We start from the raw sequence: 23,811 nt of genomic DNA on the forward strand, positions 1-23,811 counted from the left end.
AACGGTTCCACTACATCTTGAAAAGTGGCTGCGAAGTCGAGAAGCTGCAAGAGAAGCATGCCGACCGGCTGAAAAAACTCATCCTGTTTTACTCGATTATTGCCGTGCAAATCCAGCAGTTGACGTACCTGGCGCGACAGCAGCCAGAGGCCTCCTGCACCGAAGTGATGAGTGAGGAAGAATGGCAAGTGCTCTACCGGATTGCCTATAAAACGAACACGCTTCCTGCTCAGCCGCCAACCTTGCATGAGGCTGTTCTCGCTCTGGCCAAGCTTGGTGGATTTTTGGGACGCAAAAGTGACGGAGAACCCGGCGCGAAAGTGATCTGGAAAGGCTTGCAGGCTTTCCGAACCGTCTTTCAATCCTATCGCTTTTTTCTGTAATTTTTTACCGGTGTTATGGGGCAAGCTTAGATCTAACGATCGTTATTCACCGAAAATCGGCCGCTTCCCCGCCTTTTTTCCATCAATAACGTGTCTCTGGTTCGTTACACGCGGAGCAAGCCGATTTTTCGGCCAATAACGTGTTTCTGGTTCGTTAGCCCATATTATAAATTCTGGTAAAAAAAGACCGCCGAGTCGATAAAATGTTTGTAATCCGACAAACAAATCGATTCGAGGGGTTTAGTGGAAATATTTACCATATTCTCACAAGTGATGCAAACTATTTTGCCAGAGAAGGGATTATAATCAGTACTTGGCGGATGACGGTCCTGTAGTCTTCTTAAATTTCAGGCGATTCGGAAAACTACTGTCGCCATCAGAGCAATCAATTTGCTCAATAATGCTTTCCAAGTAATGATCCAATTCATCCGGTGTTACTCCGGCGCGCCCCGCCATCCGATCCTCTTGAACAGCTAGCAGTTCTTCCCGCAACTTCAACTTCTTCTCGCGGCGAGAGAAAGCCTCGATGTCCATCACTACAAGATCTCCTTCGCCGTTCTTGGTCAGATAAACCGGTTCCCCTGAAGTTTTGCAGAGATCGGCAATTTCGTTATAGTTTTGCCGGATACTCGCCGATGGCTTAATTAACATCTTGCTCACTCCTTGCATAGCCGCTTATTACTTCAATTATATTCATTTCATACTACGTATTCAATTGAGCTCATAATACCACGAATGAAATGAGAAAGACCCGTTCTGCAAATTACAGGACGGGTCTTATTCCATTTACTCTATTAAACAGCATTCAGTTCCAGTTGATCGTCTTCTTCCTTGTCAAAGGCTTCGCGGTCAAACTCTCCTTCTGATTGTGCCACGAGCAGGGCGCTGACAGTCGTTCCTGTCGCATTAACTGCGGTGCGTCCCATATCAACGATCGCATCGATCGCCAGCACCAATCCGAGCCCTTCAAGCGGCAAGCCGAGCGCGGTCAGAACAACCGTCGTTGAAATCGATGCAGGCCCCGGCACACCGGCAACGCCGATGGAGGAAATCATGCTGACGAGGACGAGCAGGATATAATCCGAAATGCCAAGATCGATGCCGTACACCCGGGCGACGAAAATAGCGACTACCGCCGGCCACACCCCGCCGCAGCCATTCATGTTCATTGTAGCGCCGAGCGGAGCGACGAAGCTTGCAATACGGGGTGAAACTTTCAGCCGTTTCGTAATGACTTCCAAATTGACCGGCAGCGTGGCATAACTGCTCCGTGTCGTGAACGCTACGGCAATCGTCGGATAAGCTTTGCGCAAAAACTTGACCGGGTTTATTTTTGCCACGAATGTAACCAGTCCGAAGAACGTAATAATAAAATGAAGCGCCAAGGCAACATAAGTGGCGATGATAAGTGCTATGAGCGGTTTTAGCGTTTCCCAGCCATACTTGGCGGCCATAGCGCCAATCAGCGCATAGACGCCGTATGGCGTCAGGCGAATGACGTACTTGGTAACCTGATGCATCACTTGCGTAAATGAATCGATCAGGCGTTTGACGGGCTCAACGGCCTCCGGCTTTTTCCCTCCTACATGAACGATTGCAATCGCAATGAAGATGGAGAAAATCAATACAGGCACTACTTTGCCGTTTGCCATATCGCTAATCGGGTTGACAGGCACCAGGTCTAGAATAACTTGTGAAAAAGTCGGGATTTCCCGCGCTGCAAATCCTTCCGGCGGCGTCTGTTCAATTCCTGCGCCCGGATTAATGGCTAATGCCACAAGCAATCCGATCAAAGCGGCAACTCCTGTAGTCGCCAAAAAAAGCGCAATCGTCTTAACGCCGATCTTGCGCAGCTGGCCGAGGCTCGAGATCGACGTAATGCTTGAAATGATGAGCACGGCCACCAGCGGAATAACAAGCATTTTGATCAAATTGACATAAATTGAACCAATCGTGCTAATACTAGTGGCATCCACTTTTGCTGCATTCAGCACAATGCCGGTGAGCAGTCCGATACCCAGCGCAAGCAGCACCCGATAACCGAAGCTGACCCGCTTGCGTGCAAGCCAAAACAGTAAGCCAATGACAACAATGGATATAAGCAAACTAATCCAGTTCGTCTCAAACGCATGAACCAAATTGTTTTCCATAACGCCCATCTCCTTTAATTCCTACCTGTATACTAAGCATTTAATGATAAGTATATTACGCCGCTCCTCTCTTTATGTCAATAGACCAACAAAAAAGTCTCGCAGAAAAATCATACCAAGCATTGAAGGACACCCACTAATGAGGTGGCTGATCCTCCGCCTTTGACTGCCCATTTGTTGCATAACGTGCAAGGCTGTTGATTTACCACAATACGGGTTGTGAAAGATAAAAGAAATTATTCATATCGGCCGACTAAATGGATTTTCTACAGTTCGTTTTTTGTTTTGTTCGTTAGATAGCCGAACCTAGATGGAAAAACTACAGTTAGAATGGGAGTTAGAGATGGATAGACTCGAATTGGCCCAAACTAGCTGTATGATTTCCCGTTAGACTGCAAAATCGGGTCTGTTCTGACGTATTTACCTACATAAAATCCAGTTAGTTTTGGGGTAAAGGAAGTCGAGATCAGCTTTTAAGGTTGAGCTCTATATATTACTTTTTTTGGATAATCAACAGGCCGTATAACGTGCAATATTTCGCCTCACCTCACCCCATCTATCGTCGTACGGCTTGGACGAAGCTGCGCAGCTGAGCACGCCAAAAGCACTGCTCATGATACTGACCCGATCCAGTACAATTCATACTGGATCGGGTCAGCCATGGCAGTGCTATGCTTATTATTTACCTACAAACTGCAGTTCCTGCAGCGTCCGCAGCACAACCGCCGCCGCTTGCGCGCGAGTAGCGAGCTCTGCCGGAGCGAACTGCCCTTTGCCGTTGCCCTGCATAATGCCTCTGTCGGCAAGCAGCGCAGCTTGCGCGGCCGCCCACTGCGGAATCGCAGCCTGATCGGCAAACTTGCCGCCGGTCTGGTTCACGCGCGCTTGCCCGCCTTGCGTGGCAAATTCCAGTGCCCGGACGGCCATAACCGCCATTTCTGCCCGTGTAATGACAGCGTTCGGTGCAAATTGATCCGCTTTGACGCCCGTTATGATGCCCGCTTTGAGCGCCGCTCCGATCGCGCCTTCATACCAGCTGTTCGAAGCGACATCGGCAAATGCCGCCGCTCCGCCCCGGTCAGGATTCAAACCGAGCCCGCGCACCAGCAATGCCGCAAACTCCGCTCGGGTCATCTCCCGGCCCGGCGCAAATTGCCGCTCATTAACGCCGTTCACGATCAGTTTGGAGGCCAACAGCTCCACCTCCGACTTCGCCCAATGTCCGTTCAAATCTTCAAAAGCCTTCGTATAATAGAGCGCCGTATAGACGCTATTGCCCGGACGCTTCATCTCGATGGCCGGCTTTCCGTTCAAAGTCGCGCCAGTCCCCGGAACGAAGCGGAATGATTTGTCCGCTTGATCATATAAGACCGCAGTTGCTAGCCCCGGTTTAGCTGAGGAAGCCAAATAGATCATTCGGCCAACATAGGTACGGCCAAAATTTTCGAGCGCCTGTTCTTTTCCGCCAGACACAATCGCTACCTCAAAAACAATCGCCTTATCGCTCGCTAACGTTGCCCCCATCGCCTTTGCCCTTGCTTGCAGCTCCTGCAGCAGCTCATCAGCGGCAGGTTTAATCGAGATTTGAACATGTGCACCGTCCGTTAACGATTGTTTCTCCAGCACATGCAATGGAAGGCTATAGCTGCCAAGCGCTGTGTCCACTGTAATTATCAGCTTGCTTCCTTTGCCGCTGACAGGTGCAAGTACGCCAGCAGGCAGCTGGAACATCGTCCCGTCCTGCAATTCTGCAGCGCGGATAAAGATTTCCGGCTTACCAGCCGCAGCAGCCTTCGTCAACGCTTGTTGCAATGCATCCGGCTTCACGGTCACCAGGTTGATCGTTTGGCCGGCAGCATCTTTTTCCACAGCCACTTGCAATGCATCGCCGCTCAGTTCAATCCGTCCGGTCTCCGGCTGCGGTGCAGGCTTTTCTTCGGGCTTCACAGTGACAGGCGGAATCCAGCCGCTGCCGCCACCGTTATTGCCGCCGGTTTCAGCCTTAGCCTGCTCCACGATTCGCCCTTCAACCTTCGGTTCGATCGTGCCGCCAAGTGACTTCATATGCGCGATAAAAATTTCATAATCCGGGTCGCCGAGATCTTCGTGATAAGCCCCCGCTTCAATCGCCTTGGCAAACGAAGCGTAGCCGTCGCCGCCGTTTGCTACAAAACTGTTCGTCGCCAGACGATACGTCGCCTGCAAATCGAGCGGCACATAGGCCGAGCCTTTGCGAATCTCCACATCATATACTTTGTTTCCGGCGGCTGCATTCGGATCCCACTTGAAGCGCATACCGGCCACTTGCGGGAACTTACCCGGCAGGTCAGTCAGCTTCGCGCCGCTGACGCCGTTTTCCAGCCCTTCCTTCAGCGCCTCTCCCGTTACGTCGAGCACGAACAACGTGTTGCCAAATGGCATAACTGTCCGCAGCTCGCCCATCGTAATTTCGCCTTCGTCAATCGAAGCCCGGATGCCGCCGCCATTCATGAGCGCAATATCGGCTCCTTTTTTCTCTTTCCCCCAAGCGAGCATTCCGTCTGCGATGAAATTGCCCAAATTCGTTTCGCGGGAGCGTACGTCCTTGCGTTCTCCATTCAAAACGACCGCAGTCTTGCCGACCACTTGCTTTTTCAGCTCTTCCAGCTCGGCATTATACGGAGCAAGCAGTTGTCTTGCCGCTTCATCCTCGGCGACTGTCGCATTCACCGGAAGCAGCGAGCCTTGCAACTGATCGCCTTCTGTCTGAACTACCCCATGCTCATCAATCGTCAAGTCGACGCGGCCGAGAAACTTGCCCCATTCATTCGCCTGTACGATCACGGTAGGCTCGCCGTCATGATCGACGACCTCGGGCGCATTCAATTGCGTGTGCGTATGGCCGCCGACAATCAGGTCAATGCCTTTTACCTTCCCCGCCAGCTCTTTGTCACGTCCGTAGCCCAAATGCGATAATGCGATAATAACGTCGATGCCGGCATTCTTCAGCTCGGCAACCGTCTTCTCCGCCGCAGCCGCAGCCTCGTTGAAGGCTACATTTTTCCCCGGACTTGATGTCTCCGCTGTATCTTCAGTCGTAAGCCCGAACACACCCACCTGATGCCCGTTCACGTCAAGCACGACATAAGGGTACACACCGGCATTAGCCGTCGATTTCGGGGCGGCAGTGTCGATCAACTGCGGCGCTTTTAGCAGTGCTTTCATATTGTCGTCTTTGCTGAAATCGATGTTGGCGCTCACGATTGGGAATTTGGCGCCGCGCACAAACTCTGCCAGCGGCTTCGTTCCCTGATCGAACTCATGATTGCCAAACGTCATCGCATCATAGCCCATTTCATTCATCATGGCCAGATCGGCCTGTCCGAACCATTTGGTAAAGTACAAATCGCCCGAGAACACATCGCCGGCATCGAGCAGCAGGTTATTGTCCGTTTCATTGCGCACTTGCTTCACCAGCGTCGCGCGTCTTGCTGCATCGGCGAGATGAGCGTGGGTATCGTTGGTATGCATGACAGTCAGTTGCCATGATCCGTCCTCAGCGCCTGCTGCCGACACCGTTACGGTCGCTTCCGCCATGCCAAGGCCATCGGCGCTAAGCGCCCGAATCGTCGCCTTGCCTTCCGCCGCCGCTGTTACGAATCCGCCCTGATCGACCTTGGCAACAGCCGGGTCGGAGGAGCTCCAGGTCAAGGCGCCCCCCGCAGGATTGGCCGCATCGACCGACGCATGCAGCTTCACGCCTTGCCCGCCTACACGCAGCGATACGTTTTGCTTGTCGAGCGTCACCTTGGTCACTTGCAATTGCAAAGCGATGACGGTTCCGCCGACTTCATTGGCCACGAGCAGCAGCGGACGGCCTGTCGGATTGTCTGACGCCGCAATAAATTCCAGCCCTTCCGGTCCGGTATCCGTCTCCAGCCCTTTGGTAAAATCGCGGGTATTCGTATAGTTGATGAACGTTGGATGCTCAGGGTCTGTGACATCATAAGTCATCACGCCGCCAATCCGCTCAAGTCCGGTAAAAGCGAACACTTTGCTGCCAACCTCGCCGAGTGCAACATATTCCGGCTCAGGTCCCTTCTTCGGGCTTCTGCTGTCGAGCGTCGTATTCGTATGACTTGCATTAAAATATTGCGGCAGGCGCTCAGCTGTAATTTGCTCGAAATCACTGGCGCTATCGTATACCTGCTCCATCGTATCCGCATTCCAGATCGAGAAGGAGCGGCCGCCAAACATATAGACATCGTCATTGCCCATATCGCTGACCACTTCAACACCATCATATACAGTGGTATTCTGCAAAAACTGCGCCGCTTTCGAGGCCGGATTCAAGCTGCTCTTGAGCTTCTTGACCGTCGTCACATTTTTTCTGCCCGGCCAATCCGTTGCGTCGCCTTCATTGGCTGTGAACAGATACTGTGTGCCGTTAATTTTGCGGGAAGCGATGCCGTCCGGCATATACATGCCATAGAACGGGACATTTTCCAGCTTGATGACGCCATCCTTCACCAGATCGAGCGCATTGCGCGGATCGCTCAAATCTTTGTAGCCTAGTCCTTTTACAGAAAGCACCGACTTTGAAGCGATGTCAATCATGGCAATTGCGTTGTTTTCTTGCAAAGCTACATAAGCTTTGCTCTCATCAGCCGACAGCACAATAAATTCCGGCTCCAAATCGGTCACAGCCTCTTCCTTTGTGCCTTTGCCAGAGATAAGCCCTGTCGCCGGATCAACCGCGCCGCGAATATGAACAAGATCATCGATGACAGCAGGGTTGTCGAATTCCACATGAGTAACCTCGTCAGTCGTCGTATCTACGATGGTTACCGTCCCTTTCGGATCGATGGTGCCTGAGCGAAACTCACCTTCGTCGGCAGTCATAAGATAACGGCCGTCTGAAGTAAACAGAATCATATCCGGCTGCACGCCTGCTTCATAGCTTTTCAGCAAATTGCCGTCATAGTCGAGCAGCAGGATGCGGCCGTTTTGCACCGGATCGGCATGCTGTACCGCCACGGCTATCCGCTTCGTAACCGTATTGATGTCGACACTGGTCAAGTCCCCGAACTGGAAGCCGTCCGTCTCGGAAAGCGTTTTGACGGCTACCGATTTTTCCTTGGATACCGTTCCGTTCGTCGCCAAAGGCACGATATCAAGGCTCGGCGGATCGCCCGACCCGTTCACAACATACATTTTGCCATTGTCCTTATTAAACTTGACGATTTCCGCAACGCCGCCATCCTCGTTCGTCGTCCCGATCACATACTGTCCGACCTTCGTAATCGCCAGTTGATCGGCATATTCCAGCTGCTTCGCCGGACGAACGTTCAATGTCAATTCTTTCGTCGCGACAGCAGCAGGCGTTGCACTATCCGTTACTGTAACGGCCACTGTCGCAGCGCCTTCCGTTCCTGCCTCTGGAATGCCTGAAATGACGCCGCTGGAAGCATCAATAGCAAGCCCTGCCGGCAAGCCGCTTGCTGAATACGTATATGGCTGTGTGCCTCCTGTAGCGGCAAGCGCCGCATGATACGACTCGCCTACGAACGCATCAGCCAAGCTGCCGCTCACTACCCCAAACGCAGGAGGAGTGAAGCCCCACTCGCCATCGACGCTGCTCCGTGGGCCTTTAAGCAGCAAGCTTTGTTCATCAGCCATACTGTAGTCCACTTGCCCGAAATCACGCTTGTTATTGTCCGTATCCTGCAGCAGATTGCGGCGCAGTGCGAGCTTTTTGGAGTTGCCTTCACTTTTGCCGGTCGGAAAATCCGTCTCGTACCCATCGATCAAATTGCCAGTATCATTGCCTGCCGTACCGAGTAAATCGACATAGCCTTCCGGCTTCGGTTCCACCGCGAATGGGTTGGAGTCGGTTAGCAGCGACTGATTGCTGACCAGCGCGACCTTCAAACCTTTATTGTTTATATAACGGTCGAACTGCTGATCGCCCTTCCCCGAAAGATCCAGCTTGGGCGCAGCCGCTCCGGTCGCTTTCCCTACAATTAAATATGAAGAATGCTTTTTGATCGTACCGCTCAAATCAAGCTTTTCCCAATCCCCTGTCACCCCGCCGTTATTGTCTGAACCTGTGTCTGCATATTGCAGCGACCAGCCTTCAAGCGACACATCGCTGTCTGTCGGGTTGTACAGCTCGATAAAGCCATGGGAAATATAGCTGTCCGACGCTTCTTTCAAACCAGCACCATATACCTGGTTAATAAATACATGCGGCACAGCTGCGTCATATTGGCCATTTGCCTGATAAGGAATCCCGGCAACGGGTGCCGCATAGGGCACGCTCATCCCCTCAGCCTGTACCAGCGGTGCTCCTGCCGCTGCTGCTCCAACCAGCATTTCAGCCGATAGCAATAGCGCCAGCCAGCGCTTTCCATTCCATAACGATTTCAAGCCGTAACCACTCCTTTAGTTATTGTGATTACGGCTATTGTAGATAACAATTGTTATCGGAAATATGCTGTTATGTGGAGGTTTTGTAAACAAAGACCTGACGAACCATTCGCCAGGTCTGAACACTTTATAAAGAAGGATAAACCATCAGCTTCAGGGTGTTGGTCTTGTCCCCGAGCGCTTTTTCAAACGCCGCAGCCGTTTCATTCAAGGCATATTTGCCTGTGATGATCTGCTCGATGTCGATCGTTTTCCGCGATAAAATTTCGATTGCGGCAGGATAAGTATCATGATAGCGGAAGACGCCCCGCAGATCGAGTTCGCTATCTACGATGAGCGACATATTTACCGGCACTTCGTCTTGCGGAGACATGCCCACGACTACAACGCGGCCGCCGCGCTTGACAGCGGCTATCGCCCCTTGCACTGCCTTTGGATTGCCCGCCGTTTCAATGGCGACATCGACGCCCTGACCGGCCGTTATTTCCGCTACCTTTTCCTGCAAGTCATATTGACGCAGGTTTACGACATGGGTAGCGCCTAATTTAAGCGCCGCATCCAGCCTGCCTTGTTCGAGATCCACGCCGATGACGGTTTTTGCTCCAGCCAGCTTGGCATTGGCAGCCGTCAGCAACCCGATCGGCCCCATTCCCATAATTACGACGGTTTCACCGGCTTGCAGTTCTCCGCGTCTTACGGCATGAAGGCCGACAGAGAACGGTTCAATAAGCGCCGCAGTCTCAAAGCTCATATCATCCGGGATCGGAAAGACCAAGTCTGCTCGCACAACGGCATATTCCGAGAATACGCCATCATAAGGCGGTGTAGCCAAAAATTCTACATGCGGGCACAGATTGTAACGGCCTGAAGTGCAATACTCGCACTTCCCGCATGTTGCTCCAGGTTCGATCGCTACCCGCTGCCCTGCCTGCAAATGCGGCGGCACGTTAGCGCCTGTCTTTACGATCTCCCCCGATGCTTCATGCCCCAGGATGATCGGCTTTTCGACGACATATCGGCCGATTTTTCCATGCTCGTAATAATGGACGTCAGACCCGCACACGCCTACCGCGCGCAGCCGGATGAGCACTTCATCCTCTTTTGGAACTGGAATTGCGGTTTGTTGCATTTCGATTTTTTTCGTACTTGTCAGTACAGCAGCATTCATTACAGTCGCTTCCACGCTCTCCACTCCCTGTGTCTGTTTCTATTTCTATTTCATAAAGCTTTCAGTCTTACTGCGCCAAGTACTTATCCACATTTTCGGAAGTTACCAGCTCGAACGGAATTTCATATTTTTTGTCGATTTGCTCGCCTTTTGCCGCCTGGATCGCCAGCTCAATGACTTTCTCGCCTTGCGACTTGGCGTTTTGATATACAGTGGCAATCATCTTTCCGTCTTTGACTGCTTTGAGCGCATCATTAACGCCATCGACGCCTACGACCGGAACGTCGTTCATGCCGCGGTCATTCAAAGCATTCAAAGCGCCAATCGCCATTTCGTCGTTTTGAGCGATAACGGCAGTAATATCTTTTCCATGCGTCTGAATCCAGTTTTCCATAATGGTCATCGCTTCCGCTCTGGACCAGTTTGCCGTTTTTTCGGCCAGCACTTTAATATCCGGGTTTTTCTTCAAAATGTTGTAAATGCCTTCTTTCCTTCCGACCTGGCCAGTCTGGCCGATCGGGCCTTCCAGGATGACAACATTGCCTTTTCCGCCGATCTTATCGACAATTTGCTGCGCCTCTGTCTCTCCGGCTGTAACGTCAGGGGAGCCAACATAGGTAACGAGCTTTTCGGCAGTCAGGAAAGCGTTGACGCCCAGCACCGGAATGCCGCCGTCTACAATTTGATTAACCGTATCGTTCAGCGCGGTTTCATCGATCGGATTGACGATGATTGCATCGACTTTTTGGCTTTCCAAATTGCGAAGCTGCGAAATTGCGGTGCTCACATCATAGTTGCCGTCCATAACGATCAGCTTCACGCCAAGCTCTTTCGCTTTGGCTTTCATTGCGTCCGTCAAGTTTGTAGCATATTCACCCTGCAGACCGTAAACCTGAAATCCTAACGTGATCGACTTGCCGTCGCCGGAGTTGCCTCCGGAGGCGGAGTTGCCTGCGCCGCTATTTCCGTTTTCTTTGGAGCCGCAAGCGGCCAAAACAACCATCAGTGCGGCAATCAGCAAAACTAGAACCGTTTTCTTCGAATGTCTCATTTCAACATTACCCCTTGTATGATTATTTATAATTTCCGTTCCGGCTGCGCCTGTCAGCCTTCTAATCTTCCAGCCTTCTAGCTTCGCTTGCGGTCAACCAAAACGGCAATTACTATAATGGCTCCCTTGACAACCTGCTGCCAATAGGAGGAAACCCCGAGCAAATCCAAACCGTTGTTCAAAATGCCGATGATCAGCGCACCAACGAGCGTGCCCCACAGCCGGCCCCGGCCGCCGGCAAGGCTCGTGCCGCCGATGACGACCGCCGCAATGGCGTCAAGCTCGTAAGAAACGCCGGATTGCGGAAGTCCTGCCGAGACGCGGGAGGAGAGGATGACACCGGCCAGGCCGGCAAGTAAGCCGCTGATGCAATAGACAGCAATCAAAGTTTTGCTTACGCCGATTCCCGACGTTTTCGCCGCATTCTCATTGCCGCCGACGGCGAATACGTACCGCCCGAACTTCGTGTTGTACAGAAGCACCGTACAAAGCGCAAATACAATCAGAATGATCCACACCGGGATCGGAATGCCGAGAAAAGAGCCTGAAGCGATCGACAAGTAACCGGGCGCAAGGTCCGATATCGGCCTGCCGTCGCTATAGATATAGGTGAAACCTCTGGCGGCCGCCATCATTCCCAGTGTCGCAATGAATGGCGCTACCTTTCCTTTGGCCACGATTACGCCATTGATTGCCCCGAGCACAAGGCCCGCTCCAAGTCCCGCCAACACAGCCAAAAACGTATTTCCGTCTCCGGTTGCCAGCGATGCTGCGACGATGCCGGAAAAAGCCAGCACAGAACCGACGGAAAGATCAATCCCTTTGGTCAAGATGACAAAGGTCATGCCCATTGCCAAAATAACATTAATGGAAACTTGCTTAAACAAATTCAACATATTCGAAGAAGATAAAAAGTTAGGACTTAAAATGGTCAGAGTGATGACCAAGACAGCCATAGCCGCAATAATTCCGTACTCTGAAAAAAAGTGCTTGAGCTGCCTGCCCGCGCTGCCGCTCTTCTCCGTGCTTCTTCTCTCTTGTGCCATTGCCTCGTTCATGATGACGCCTCCATTTTATCCGGTGTAGCCAACTGCATGATCTTTTCCTGGGTTGCTTCCGCCGCCGTCAGCTCTCCCGTTATCCGCCCTTCGCATAAAACGATGATTCTGTCGCTCATCCCCAGAACCTCCGGCATTTCGGAAGAGATCATAATGATGGAATATCCCTGCTGCGTAAGATCATCCATTAGCTTGTAAATTTCGCTCTTGGCTCCAATATCGATCCCGCGCGTAGGTTCATCCAAAATTAAAATTTGCGGGTTCGTTAACAGCCATTTCGCCAAAACGATCTTTTGCTGATTGCCTCCGCTGAGCGTTTCCGTCAACTGCTGCTTGTTGTGCGTTTTAATCCGCAAAGTTGTGATCATCTCGTCTACAACTTTGTTTTCCGCGCCGCGCTTGACGAAAGAACCGGAGCTGACTTTGTTCAAGGTCGGCAAAGTTATATTGGCTTTGACCGACATCGGCAGGACCAGCCCCTCACCCTTGCGGTCCTCGGTAACAAGCGCAATTCCCTGCTTGATCGCATCTTTCGGCTCTTTAATTGCTACCGCCTGGTTATTTACTTTGATCGTACCGCTGTTGAATGGAATCATGCCAAACAGCGCTTTGACCAGCTCGGTACGCCCGGCTCCCATCAATCCGGTCAGCCCGAGGATTTCGCCTTTCTTCAATTGAAAGCTAATATTTTGGAAAAGTCCTTTTGCTGTAAAGCCGTTCACTTCCAGCACGGTTTCATCGGCAACCGCTTTCTTTCTCTGCGGAAAGACCTCAGTCAATTCTCTGCCCACCATATTTTTGATCAGAACCGCTTGCGTCAACTCATTGGCCGCATGGGTAGAAATGTATTCTCCATCGCGAAAAACGGTTATATCATCAGAGATCGTGAATATTTCATCCATTTTGTGCGAAATATAAATAATGCCTTTGCCGTCTTTTCGCAGCTTGCGGATGATTTTAAAGAGCTGCTCGACTTCTTTGTCAGCTAGTGAAGAGGTCGGCTCATCCATAATAATGATGTTGGAGTTGTACGAAACGGCTTTCACGATTTCCACCATTTGCGTTTCCGAGATGCTTAACTCCTTCATCTTGCGTTTAGGATTAATATCGAGCTCCAGATCCTCAAACATTTTTTTCGTTTCCCGGTACATACGGCCATAATTGATAAATGGGGTGCCCGAGTACACCGGTTCTCTGCCCAAAAATACATTTTCGGCAATCGACATTTCCAGTACAGGGCTTAGCTCCTGGTGAATCATGGAGATGCCATGCTCCAATGCCGCTTTCGGCGAATGAAAATGGACCTCCTGGCCGTTAATCAGAATCGAGCCCTGATCCGGCTTGTAAATACCGGTTAAAATTTTCATCGTCGTGGACTTGCCGGCGCCGTTCTCGCCCATAAGCACATGAACAGTTCCGCCCCGAAGCTTCAAATTTATATTACGGACTGCTTTCACGCCGTTAAAATACTTCGTGATCCCCCGCAATTCGACTAATGCTTGCGTTTCCACCATTATGCCCCTCCGAGCTTAAACGATTTAGTTGAAATCCAAAAAAAATAATTGATAATACTTACCAAATCAAATGAATGATTTTGGGATTTTATAGATCCCCCCATATATTTCCTGAAACGTTTCAGTTAATCGGGGTAAAAAGAGATCAATACTTTTAAGTTATTGATCTGAAAGATTGCCGGATTACAAGTTCAAGCTGCAGTACTGTAGTCGTTACAATATTTTTTTCCTTGAATTTTTGCAAAGCTTGTACGGCCTGTTTCCCCATCTCGATCGCCGGCTGCGCCACAATGGAGAATGGCGGCTGCGTAATTTCCTGCCAGGGATGATCGTCAAAGCCGATAAAACTAATATCTTCAGGGATGCGGAGATTCGCTTCTTTCAAAGCTTTTATAGCCCCGATCATCAATAAATGGTTGGTGGCAAAAATCGCGGTCGGCGGCTCCGGAGCTTGCAGCATCTTCATGACCGCCCGGTATCCTCCGCTAATCTGGGTGCTCGATCCCGTGTAATCCCCGCCATAGAGCATCAAACGTTCATTCACTTCCAGGCCGTGATTTCTTAATGCCTGCATATAGCCTTCTTTTCTTTGCAAGGTCGTACTAATGCCGGGCGAAGCCAAAATAATGCCGATTCGCTTATGCCCGTTGCGGATCAATGCCTCCGTCGCCTGATAGCTGCCGTCGACATTGTTCGCTTTCACGACCGGCAGATTGGCGTTGTCGATTTCGCGGTCGATCAGGACGATCGGCATTTTCTGAAATTGCTGGGGAATGACCAGCTTGCTCGTTACCGGCGCCAAAATGATACCGCTTACTTGCTGGGCAGACAGCAGCTCGATCACTTCGTTCTGCCTTTCCTCGCTTTCTTCCGACGTTGCAACGACCACCTGCCAATCATACTTCTGGCATTCCTCATGAATGCCGGTCAGTATCTCCGTGAAAAACGGGTTATTGTCCGGAACGATCATTCCAACCAGCTTACTGGTGCCTACCTTCAAGCTTCTGGCTGATTCATTTCGCGAATATCCGAGCTCCCGGATTGCCTCATTAACGGCATCGATCGTTTTCTGGCTGGCCTCTCTTTTGTTGTTCAGCACGTTCGACACTGTAGCAATCGAGACATTCGCTTTTCTTGCTACGTCATAAAGAGTCGGCTTTTTTTTCATTTGCGATCATGCTTTCCTTAAACGTTTTAGTTTTCATGATTAGGATATTAAAATATTTCCGGCATCCTGTCAAGGACGAATTTTGAAAGGCGAGTTTGAAAGGCTTACTATTCCATTGGACAAATGGGGCTAACGGCTTTACGATATGATTTGTACTATAAGGTAATTTAATTTGGCCGCGGAGGAGGTTATGCCCATGCTGGCTGCATTGTTCAGGCGTCTCTTTCAGTGGGCATTCGCCCAATCGATACACAGACGGATTATGCTTTTCTTTACGGCGGCCCTCTCGCTTATTATTGTTGCGCTCGCCATATCCACCTATCAGGTTTCATCACGTATTCTGATTCAGAAAGCGATCCACAACACTTCGGAAAATCTGGTTCTTGTTTCGGACAAGCTTGACCTTATTTTCGACAATGCGGAGAACTTTGCGAAGATCGCTATTCAGAATCGAATTATACAAGAAACGCTGATCGGCGCCGCTGAGCCGTCTGCAGATACACCGCTCGCTTACTATCGGCGTTACATTACGGTACAGAACGCGCTTAGCAGCATCGTCGACGGCAAAACGTTCGTCCACGCGATCATTATGTACGATAAATACCACAATATATATGATTCCGGCGGCTTGCAGAAGATTGAAGACATCAGCGGCGAATATTTCAACCGTTTCCAAGCTTCCGCCTTCGGGCTGGCGTGGAAAGAAACGGCGCAGAGCAATTACTTAAAGGACTCCAAATCGGCTCATATTGTTTCGTTGTTTCAACGGTTTAATTCGCAGGAAACCGCTGCCTCGCTTGGGATTTTGCAATTATCGATCGATGAACGCTATATTAGCGAGCAGTATGCCAATATTCGTCTCGGCCATACCGGCGACATATTCATCATCAATGATAAAGGACAGATTGTCTCCGGCAAAAAACAGGAACAATTAACCGCTTCCATTGCCGATATGCCATATTATCCGGAGATGCTGCAGCAGGGAGGCCGAACCTTCACGATGAACGGCGTCGATTACCTCGTCATATCCCGCAAATATGAGCGAATGGGCTGGACAATTGTCGGTATTGTGCCGATCAGCGAAATAACCGAAGACAACAGTCTGCTTACACAGCGCATGATCACGGTGGGCTTGGGCTTTATCGCCATTGCCGTAATCCTTGCACTGCTCATTACAAAATCGATTACCAGACCTTTGCAGCGCATTAAAGAAACAGTCAAACGGGTAAAGCAAGGCGATCTCAACGTTTCGCTCGATCTGGAATTCCGCGACGAGATCGGCGAGCTGGCGCTGGAATTCAATCGAATGGTCAGCCGTACGAAGTCGCTGATGCAAAGCCATGTGGAAGAAGAAAAGCGGCGCAAGGAATACGAGCTTGCGGCGATTCAGGCCCAAATCAATCCGCACTTTCTGTATAATACGCTGGAGAGCATCTGCGGTTTGGCCGAATTGAAACGCAATGACGATATTATTAAAGTCGTCAATCAACTGGCTCGCTTCTATCGCGGCGTTCTCAGCCAAGGCAGCCCGATTATCACAATTGGCGAGGAACTGTTAATTACGCAGCATTATTTGGACATTCTCAAGGTTCGTTACGGGGACAAATTAAACTATACAATTGATGCCGATCCTGCGATCCGCAGCTGCGCCACAGTCAAGCTGCTGCTGCAGCCGCTTGTCGAAAATTCCGTCTATCACGGTCTGAAGCATAAACGCGGAAAAGGACAGATCGCCATCAAGGCCTTCCCGCAAGGCGGCCGGATCGTTCTCGAAGTTACGGATAACGGCGCAGGGATGGAAGCCGAGACAGCTCGGCGTTTGCTTCGTCCGGCCTATGAAGCCCCCGACTCGAAGAGCTTCGGCGTGAAAAGCGCGAACGAGCGGATCAAGCTGTACTTCGGTCCGGAATATGGGCTCCAGATTGCAAGCAGTCCGGGGGAAGGCACGAAAATTACCATTACGCTGCCAATGCAGAAATTAAAGGAGGGTGAAGCATGATTCGGGTGATGATCGTGGACGATGAATATTTGGTGCGCGAGCGGCTAAAGCATGGCCTGAACTGGCCGGAGCTTGGCTGCTTGATCGCCGCCGAAGCCGACAATGGAGAAGACGCCTTGGAGCTGCTTGCCGAACGCGAGATCCAGCTTGCCGTCGTGGATATTAATATGCCGATATTGGACGGTCTGGCCTTCGCCAGTAAGGCCCGGGAGCTGTATCCTCCTATAAAAATTATCATTCTGACCGGCTACGGCACATTCGAATACGCCAAGACGGCATTAAAGGCCGGTGCCAACGATTATTTGCTGAAACCGGTCGATACGGCTGAACTGGGAGCGGCGATAACAGCATTGTCCGAGCAAATCCGCCATGAGGAAAACGAGCGGAATAGGAACGCCTCGATGCAGCAGCAGCTGCAGGAAAGTCACGACATTTTGCGGAGGCAGTTCCTGCGGAAGCTGCTTGCGGGCGGTTCTGCTCTTCCCGATCCGGATCAGCTTGCACTCTACTGCCCGGCATTGAGCGGCAGCGGCTTTATTGTACTTGCGGCAAGCCCCGATCAATTCGGGGGCTCCCCTGAGGAAAAGCCAGCCTCTGTCTATGCCGTCTTGAGCGATTGCTTTGCCGCCTTGCCGGGATTGGAAATCCTGGCCGATGAAGAAGGCTTCACTGTAATCGCCGATGCGGATCCGTCATACATGAACAGCCGCTTGGACAACATAATGCAGACATGCAGAGTTGCCATGAAGCAGATACGAAACGCAGGCGCTTCTACTGTTACAATCGGCATCGGGCAAGTGAAGGAGGGATGGGACGGCATTGCAGCAAGCTTTCGGGAAGCTCTTGCAGCGGCAGCATACCGTACACTGCAGGGCGGCGACCGGATCATCCGTTTCCAAGAGCTGCCTGCGCCGAAGCCGGCCCCGCAACTGTCTGCATTGCGGGAAGACTTGCTGATCCAGCTCCGCCTTGGCAGTCTTGACGGAGCGCTGGAGACGATCGGCACCATCTTTGCCCGCTTCAGAAGCGAAGAAACGACGCTTGAGTACCTTTATTTGCTGCTGAGCGAACTTGTTATCGCGCTCAAGCTGCACGCTTCCGAAACGGGCATGTCGGTCGATGCGGAGCTTGCAGATTCATTCGATCCGCCTGCCACTGTGAGGCAGCTGGAAACGCTGGAGCAAATCGAGGCCTGGATCGCCGGCCTATATACGAAAGCGATCGGCGCCAGCGAAACGCACAAACGCTCAACTCCGGCCAGACTGGTAGAAAAAGCGAAGCGTTTTATCGATGCCAGCTATGCCGATCCTTCGCTCGATCTGAATGCGATTGCCGCAAGCCTGCATATTAACCCCAGCTATTTAAGCCGTATCTTTACGAAAGAAACCGGGGTATCCGTCGTGACCTATTTGACAAGAATTCGTATGGACAAGGCCAAGGAGCTGCTGCAGGAGGGCTGCCAAAATTTAACTTATCTGGCCGAACAGATCGGCTTTACCGATACGCAATATTTTAGCAAATGCTTCAAAAAACAGTTCGGATTGCCGCCTTCCCGGTTTATGGCAAAAGAGCCATGAAGAGCGGGCGCAGCAGAAGAAAGTCTCGCGAAGTTTTACCAAAACGTAAAAATCGCACCGATCGCGTAAAGATATTCCCTTCAACCTCTTCGTGCCGGTCTATATAATTGATTTCACAACTACACATCATGGGAGGCTTTGGCAATGGTACACAAAAAGAGAAGCGCATTCCTTGTATTAACCGTCGCATTAATTTTGGCAGCGTTTACTGCAGGATGCGGATCATCGAAGAACGCGGGCGAATCCGCCGGCGCCGATACGGGCGCGAATAACGGCAAGCCGCAAGGCGAGAAAGTAAGCATTACGATTCTGTCACGCGCATCCGGCACAAGCCCGGCGGCAGTCGCATTTCAAAATTTGCTGAAAAAGTTTATGGAAGAAAATCCGAATATTAAGGTTGTTGATGAGTCGCTTAATGATGAGAACGCATTCAATAACAAGCTGAAGACAAGCCTGGCAACCGGCAATGTGCCGCATATCTGGACGAACTATGGAGGCGAGGCCTTCAAAGATTATGCCAAAAACATTGCGCTCGATCTTCAGCCTTACCTGGACGAGGACAAGGAGTGGTCCGGCGCATTCCTCCCGCTGCTCGATACTTGGCAGTACAAGGATTTGAAAGGCACTTACGGCGTACCTTCAGAATTTTACAGTATTGCAATTTATTATAACAAAGAACTGTTCGAGAAAATCGGCATGGCTCCGCCTGCAACTGTCGAAGAAATGAAAGCGGTCGCAGAGAAATTTAAAGCGATCGGCATTACACCGATGGCGATTGCCGACAAGGAAAACTTCCGTGGCGGCCACATGCTGACCAATCTATCCTTAACCAAGTTCGGCCAAGCCAAAACTGAAGCGCTCGTATCCGGCCAAGCCAAATGGAACGACGCGGATATGGTTTCTCTGCTGCAGCTGATGAAAGATTGGCAGGATGCCGGCATTCTGGGCAACAACCTCGTAACGACAGACAATAATGCCATTACAGCCAACTTTATTGCAGGCAAAAGCGCCATGCTGTACGAAGGCTCTTGGGGCATTAGCCAACTCGCAGAATCCGCATTGAAGGACAAGATCGGCGTCATTCCGTTCCCGGGCTTTGCCGACTCGCCTGATACGAAAAATGTATGGTTCGGCGGCGCTGGCGGCTACTCGGTATCGAAGGAAGCGAAAGGCGCGGAGTTGGAAGCGGCGATCAAGCTGACGAAATATCTTACTTCAGTAGATGCATTTAAATATTACCTGGAATTCACAAAAGGCGGCGTCTATCCGGTCAAAATGACCGTCGACCCGACTGCTGTCGATCCGATTACACAAGCGTTCATGGCTGCGCAAGCGACAGCATCCGAATTCAAAGGCGAGCTGTACGCTTACGATCCAATCGCCCAGCTGCAAGATAAAGTACGGAATGAAATTCAAGGCATGTTTGCGGGCAATCCGCCGCAAAAAGCGGCCGATAATATTCAGAGCTTCGTAGAGTCCAACCGCAAGTAAGGGAAGCCGATGCGGCGATTCCCGGCAAGCTGACGCGTCCGTCCCGCATCATCCCGCCCGCTGGCGCGGACTAGTGATGGCGGGGCGGCGTTTTTCATTGATTCCAAAAAGCAAGGAGGCCCCGGAATGTTCGGACGCAAAGTATATCCAACTGTCGTTCTGTTTCTGTTGCCCGTCTTCATACTGTATACGCTCATTTTTATTGTCCCGGTGTTTCAAACGGCCTATATGTCCTTTTTCAGCTGGAACGGCATTAAGAGCGTCCCGCTGGAATATGTTGGCTGGAGCAATTATACCGAAATGTTCCACAAGCCGGAATTTTACCGCTCGCTTAAAAACGTTGGCGTTTTTATCGCCGCTTCATTTGTCCTGATTTTGCCGATCGGCTTTTCACTTGCCTTGATCATTACAAGCAAAATGCGCGGACGCCGCTTTTTCAAGGTCGCTTACTTCATGCCCGCCATTCTTCCGCTTACTTCCGTCGGCTTGATGTGGCAATTTCTGCTCAAGGGCGAAGGCGGCTTCGTCAACAAGCTGCTCGAGTTGTTCGGACTCGGCGTGCTGCAGCAGGACTGGCTCGGTCAACCAGCGATCGCGATTTACGTCGTCGTCGTCGTCAACGCCTGGATATACTCCGGCTTGAACATGATTATTTTTGCCAGCGGCATTGTCTCGATTTCTGATGAAATATACGAAGCTGCCGCGCTTGACGGGGCCGTAGGCTGGAAAAAGATCCTCTACATTACCGTTCCGCTTATGAAAGAAACGTTCAAAATCTTCTCGGTGCTGGCCGTCACCCAATCACTCCGGGTATTCGGGCAAATCTTCGTCATGACCGGCGGCGGACCGAACGGCGCGACGGATGTCCCAACCACCATGCTGTATAACGAATCGTTCAAATATAACAATTTCGGCATGGGCAACAGCATCGGCACCTTTATTATTGTAACCGGCTTCTTGCTCACCATCCTGCTCAACAAGCTGATGAGCTCCAAAGACGGCCGCTAAATTAGAGAAGGCAGGTGAATCCAGTCATGACCAAATCCCCTTTTCGCATTCCGGTTTATATTTTCGCAGCGTTTTGTTCTGCCGTATTTCTGTATCCGCTGCTGTTCTCGTTCCAAAATTCTTTAAAAGATAACACGGAAATATACGGCGATGCGGTATTCTCGCTACCCGCCGGCTGGCTATGGTCCAATTACAAGCAGGCTATCGTCGACGGCAACATGCTCTGGGCAGTACTCAATTCGTTCTTCTATGCTGCTGCCGGCACACTGCTCGCTTTATTGCTGGCACTGATGGCTTCATTCGTGCTATCGCGCATTTCATTCAAATTCCGGGAAATCGTCTATGTTTATTTTATTACCGGTCTGATGATTCCCGTTTTTTCCCTCATGATTCCAATTTCACGGATGATCGGGACGGTCAACGGCTTCAACAATTATTTCGCGCTTATTGTCCTGTACGCAGTGATCGAGCTGCCCTTTGCGATCTTTCTGATGACAGGCTTCATGCGGGGCATCAGCAAGGAAATCGACGAATCCGCTGTAATCGACGGCTGCAAGCCGAGGACGCTGCTGTTCCGCATCTTGCTGCCGCTGACGATGCCGGCTGTATCGACCGCAGGCATTCTCGCTTTCTTCAGCATCTACAATGACCTGATCTGGAACGTTCTGCTTATCTCCGATAAGAATATGTATAACATCTCGATGGCGCTCTTCTCCTTCGTTGGCCAGTACGGTGCAGTGCAAATGGGACCGACCTTCGCCAGTATTATGATCACCATCGTGCCGACCGTCATCGTCTATCTCCTTTTTCAGGAGAAAGTAGAGAACGGGTTAAGCGCGGGGGCGGTCAAGGAGTAATGATTGGGAGGCATGCGGGACACAGGATTCCGTTATTTGTACGAAAACTGGCTCATTCGGAGGTTTCGCGGACATACGATCCTTTATTTTGTCAAAACCCGGCTCATTCAGAGTTTTCCGGACACACGATCCGTTATTTGCCGATTTTTCCGGGTTTCCGTGCCGTTTTGAGGCAAATAACGGAACCACGGTCCGCAAGCACACCAATTAGCTGTTTTGTTCACAGATAACGGATCTGCGGTCCGCGCAAGCCCCGCCGTTCAGCTCATCGCTATTAGACAAAAGCCTTCTGCCTGACCGCTGGGGCCGGCAAAAGGCTTTTGTCTACATTTCAATCCATCCACATTCCCCAGCAGCGACCCGGCGTATCGACGCGAAACGTCTGCACCGCACCTTTATCTGCCACTGTGACGTAACATTGCTTGCCGTCAGGCCCGCCAAAGCACAGATTCGTGCAATCCGTTCCGTCAAGCCGGATCTCCGCCAGCAGCTCTCCCGCCGGCGAAAGCTTTGCCACGACACCTTTGCCATGTCTGGTGACATAGAGATTGCCTGCCATATCGCAGCGCATCCCGTCCAGTGAAAAATCGTCAAATTCAATCAGCAGCCGCTTATTGGATAGTTCTTTGCGCGCATTCAGATCATATGCCCAAATCCGCCGCTGCGCCGATTCATTGACATAAAGCACATCCTCGCGCGGCCCGACTTCGACGCCGTTCGTCGTCCCCATATCCTGCTCCAGCAGCTTGACGACACCAGCAGAATCGATCATCCACAAATTCCCTGTGCTCTCGTCCCAGTTCGGATCACTGGCAAAGATCGTACCGTCGCGCATGATCGCAATATCATTCGGCTGATTCATCTTCGGCTCATGCGCAAACACTGAAATGGCTTTACTGGCCATATCCACTCGCAATATATTGTGGCCGGTATAGTCGGCGATGAACATATCTCCCGCCCGATTAAAGCGGATGCCGTTGCCGGTGCTCCCTGCCGGCAGCTCCAGCCAGCATTCCCCATCACCTGCAGGCGTCACTTTGCCGATCGTCCCTTGCCTGCCGTAATTAACCACATACAAATTGCCCTTGCGGTCGCAGGCCGGCCCTTCAATGCCGCCGGTAAACACATGCTCGGCTGTCAGCTTCACACTAGTCGCTTCCATCAGATTAACACTCCTTCTCCCCGTATAATGCTGCATTGATCAATCAGCTGCGAACAAAACGCAGTGTGCCAAAACGGGACGGAATATGATAATCGACGGCTCCTGTCGGCGACCACGCCTGAAACTCCCGTGTTCCGTCCGGCTGGGCATCGATCCGGTAAAAATTAACCCGCCACTCCGTGCCATGCTCAGGCTTTTGCCGGAAATGGCTAAGCGGCAGCCGGATTAAATAGGTGCGTTCATTCCCGGCAGTATGTACTTGCGTTTCCAGTCCATCTGCATTCCAGTCTAGATTCACTGTAATTTTGCCATTGCCGTGATTTTCGATTAAAGCATCGAAGATGACATTCGCCGGGCTGATTTCAAACTCCATATACCGCGTACCGTTGCCTTCTTCATCAATAAACAGCTCAACGACATCCTCGTCATACAACGGATCATCGCGTTTCGTATAATTCGCCACCGTGTAATGATCCTGGCAATCGAAGCGCACATACAAATTTTCATCGTCCCAGCATGTCTTGAAGCTGGTTGCTTCCCGGACAGCGCCGCCATCGACCACATCTACAAGCGGCGTTCCTTCAATTTGTTCCCAAACCTTCTCCGCATAGTCAACATAATGGCAATCTGCTGCAATCTTCCGTTCCGTCATCGTCGCCAAACACCCCAATCCTGCTCCATCTTAATTTGCCATGCCATTTGGAATTGCTGATTCCAGCGTTGCTTCACGCTTTCAATCTTGCAGCTTCCTGCAGAAAATGCTATATTCCCTCTCCAGCGCAATTTTCTGTGTAATATTTTACCATGACAATTCCCA

At 51.1% G+C, this 23,811-nt stretch carries 16 protein-coding genes; 6 read left to right on the forward strand and 10 right to left on the reverse strand.

The annotated features are described in order from the left end of the window. On the forward strand, window positions 1-383 hold a 383-nt coding region (locus ACFQ0N_RS21945), incomplete at its 5' end, for an IS4 family transposase (RefSeq protein ID WP_379330207.1). 306 nt (window positions 384-689) lie between these two features. Here ACFQ0N_RS21945 and ACFQ0N_RS21950 read toward each other — a convergent pair. The 8 genes from ACFQ0N_RS21950 to ACFQ0N_RS21985 all read right to left on the reverse strand — a co-directional run bounded on the left by ACFQ0N_RS21950 (window position 690) and on the right by ACFQ0N_RS21985 (window position 14,900). Next, the gene (locus tag ACFQ0N_RS21950) at window positions 690-1,034 is read right to left on the reverse strand and encodes a type II toxin-antitoxin system Phd/YefM family antitoxin (protein WP_379330209.1); all 345 of its coding nucleotides are present in this window, start codon (window positions 1,032-1,034) and stop codon (window positions 690-692) included. A 143-nt stretch (window positions 1,035-1,177) separates the two neighbouring features. Then, window positions 1,178-2,533, reverse strand: a complete 1,356-nt coding sequence (locus ACFQ0N_RS21955; protein WP_379330211.1) for a dicarboxylate/amino acid:cation symporter — start codon at window positions 2,531-2,533, stop codon at window positions 1,178-1,180. Window positions 2,534-3,211: 678 nt separating this feature from the next. Then, window positions 3,212-8,941, reverse strand: coding sequence for a choice-of-anchor I family protein (locus tag ACFQ0N_RS21960; RefSeq protein ID WP_379330213.1), 5,730 nt, complete (start codon window positions 8,939-8,941; stop codon window positions 3,212-3,214). 127 nt (window positions 8,942-9,068) lie between these two features. After that, complete coding sequence (locus ACFQ0N_RS21965) at window positions 9,069-10,109, reverse strand: NAD(P)-dependent alcohol dehydrogenase (RefSeq protein ID WP_379330611.1); 1,041 nt, start codon at window positions 10,107-10,109, stop codon at window positions 9,069-9,071. Between the two features lie 67 nt (window positions 10,110-10,176). Then, window positions 10,177-11,160 (reverse strand): substrate-binding domain-containing protein, encoded by a 984-nt coding sequence (locus ACFQ0N_RS21970; protein WP_379330215.1) that lies wholly within the window; start codon window positions 11,158-11,160, stop codon window positions 10,177-10,179. Window positions 11,161-11,237: 77 nt separating this feature from the next. Continuing rightward, window positions 11,238-12,218 (reverse strand): ABC transporter permease, encoded by a 981-nt coding sequence (locus tag ACFQ0N_RS21975; protein WP_379330218.1) that lies wholly within the window; start codon window positions 12,216-12,218, stop codon window positions 11,238-11,240. Further along, on the reverse strand, window positions 12,215-13,732 hold the full coding sequence (locus tag ACFQ0N_RS21980; protein WP_379330220.1) for a sugar ABC transporter ATP-binding protein: 1,518 nt from the start codon (window positions 13,730-13,732) through the stop codon (window positions 12,215-12,217). Before ACFQ0N_RS21980 ends, ACFQ0N_RS21975 begins: the two co-directional genes overlap by 4 nt. A 154-nt stretch (window positions 13,733-13,886) precedes the next feature. After that, window positions 13,887-14,900, reverse strand: coding sequence for a LacI family DNA-binding transcriptional regulator (locus tag ACFQ0N_RS21985; RefSeq protein ID WP_379330222.1), 1,014 nt, complete (start codon window positions 14,898-14,900; stop codon window positions 13,887-13,889). Window positions 14,901-15,096: 196 nt separating this feature from the next. Between ACFQ0N_RS21985 and ACFQ0N_RS21990 the strand changes: the two genes are divergently transcribed. The 5 genes from ACFQ0N_RS21990 (at window position 15,097) to ACFQ0N_RS22010 (ending at window position 21,832) form a co-directional block, all read left to right on the forward strand. Then, window positions 15,097-16,899: a sensor histidine kinase gene (locus tag ACFQ0N_RS21990; protein ID WP_379330224.1), complete on the forward strand. Its 1,803-nt coding sequence runs from the start codon at window positions 15,097-15,099 to the stop codon at window positions 16,897-16,899. Next, window positions 16,896-18,476 (forward strand): response regulator, encoded by a 1,581-nt coding sequence (locus ACFQ0N_RS21995; protein WP_379330226.1) that lies wholly within the window; start codon window positions 16,896-16,898, stop codon window positions 18,474-18,476. Before ACFQ0N_RS21990 ends, ACFQ0N_RS21995 begins: the two co-directional genes overlap by 4 nt. A gap of 144 nt (window positions 18,477-18,620) precedes the next feature. Beyond that, window positions 18,621-19,967 carry an ABC transporter substrate-binding protein gene (locus ACFQ0N_RS22000; RefSeq protein ID WP_379330228.1) on the forward strand — a complete coding sequence of 449 codons (1,347 nt, stop codon included), beginning with the start codon at window positions 18,621-18,623 and terminating at the stop codon, window positions 19,965-19,967. A 126-nt stretch (window positions 19,968-20,093) separates the two neighbouring features. Then, window positions 20,094-20,975, forward strand: a complete 882-nt coding sequence (locus ACFQ0N_RS22005; RefSeq protein ID WP_379330230.1) for a carbohydrate ABC transporter permease — start codon at window positions 20,094-20,096, stop codon at window positions 20,973-20,975. A 26-nt stretch (window positions 20,976-21,001) separates the two neighbouring features. Beyond that, window positions 21,002-21,832 carry a carbohydrate ABC transporter permease gene (locus ACFQ0N_RS22010; protein WP_379330232.1) on the forward strand — a complete coding sequence of 277 codons (831 nt, stop codon included), beginning with the start codon at window positions 21,002-21,004 and terminating at the stop codon, window positions 21,830-21,832. A 331-nt stretch (window positions 21,833-22,163) separates the two neighbouring features. Here ACFQ0N_RS22010 and ACFQ0N_RS22015 read toward each other — a convergent pair whose 3' ends face one another. Further along, a complete protein-coding gene (locus tag ACFQ0N_RS22015; RefSeq protein WP_379330234.1) occupies window positions 22,164-22,994 on the reverse strand; it encodes an SMP-30/gluconolactonase/LRE family protein in 831 nt (276 codons plus the stop codon). Between the two features lie 43 nt (window positions 22,995-23,037). After that, complete coding sequence (locus ACFQ0N_RS22020; protein WP_379330236.1) at window positions 23,038-23,646, reverse strand: carbohydrate-binding family 9-like protein; 609 nt, start codon at window positions 23,644-23,646, stop codon at window positions 23,038-23,040. Between the last annotated feature and the right edge of the window lie 165 nt (window positions 23,647-23,811).

The sequence above is a fragment of the Paenibacillus sp. GCM10027626 genome, assembly GCF_042676285.1.
In the GTDB taxonomy this organism is placed as follows: Bacteria; Bacillota; Bacilli; order Paenibacillales; family Paenibacillaceae; genus Paenibacillus_Z.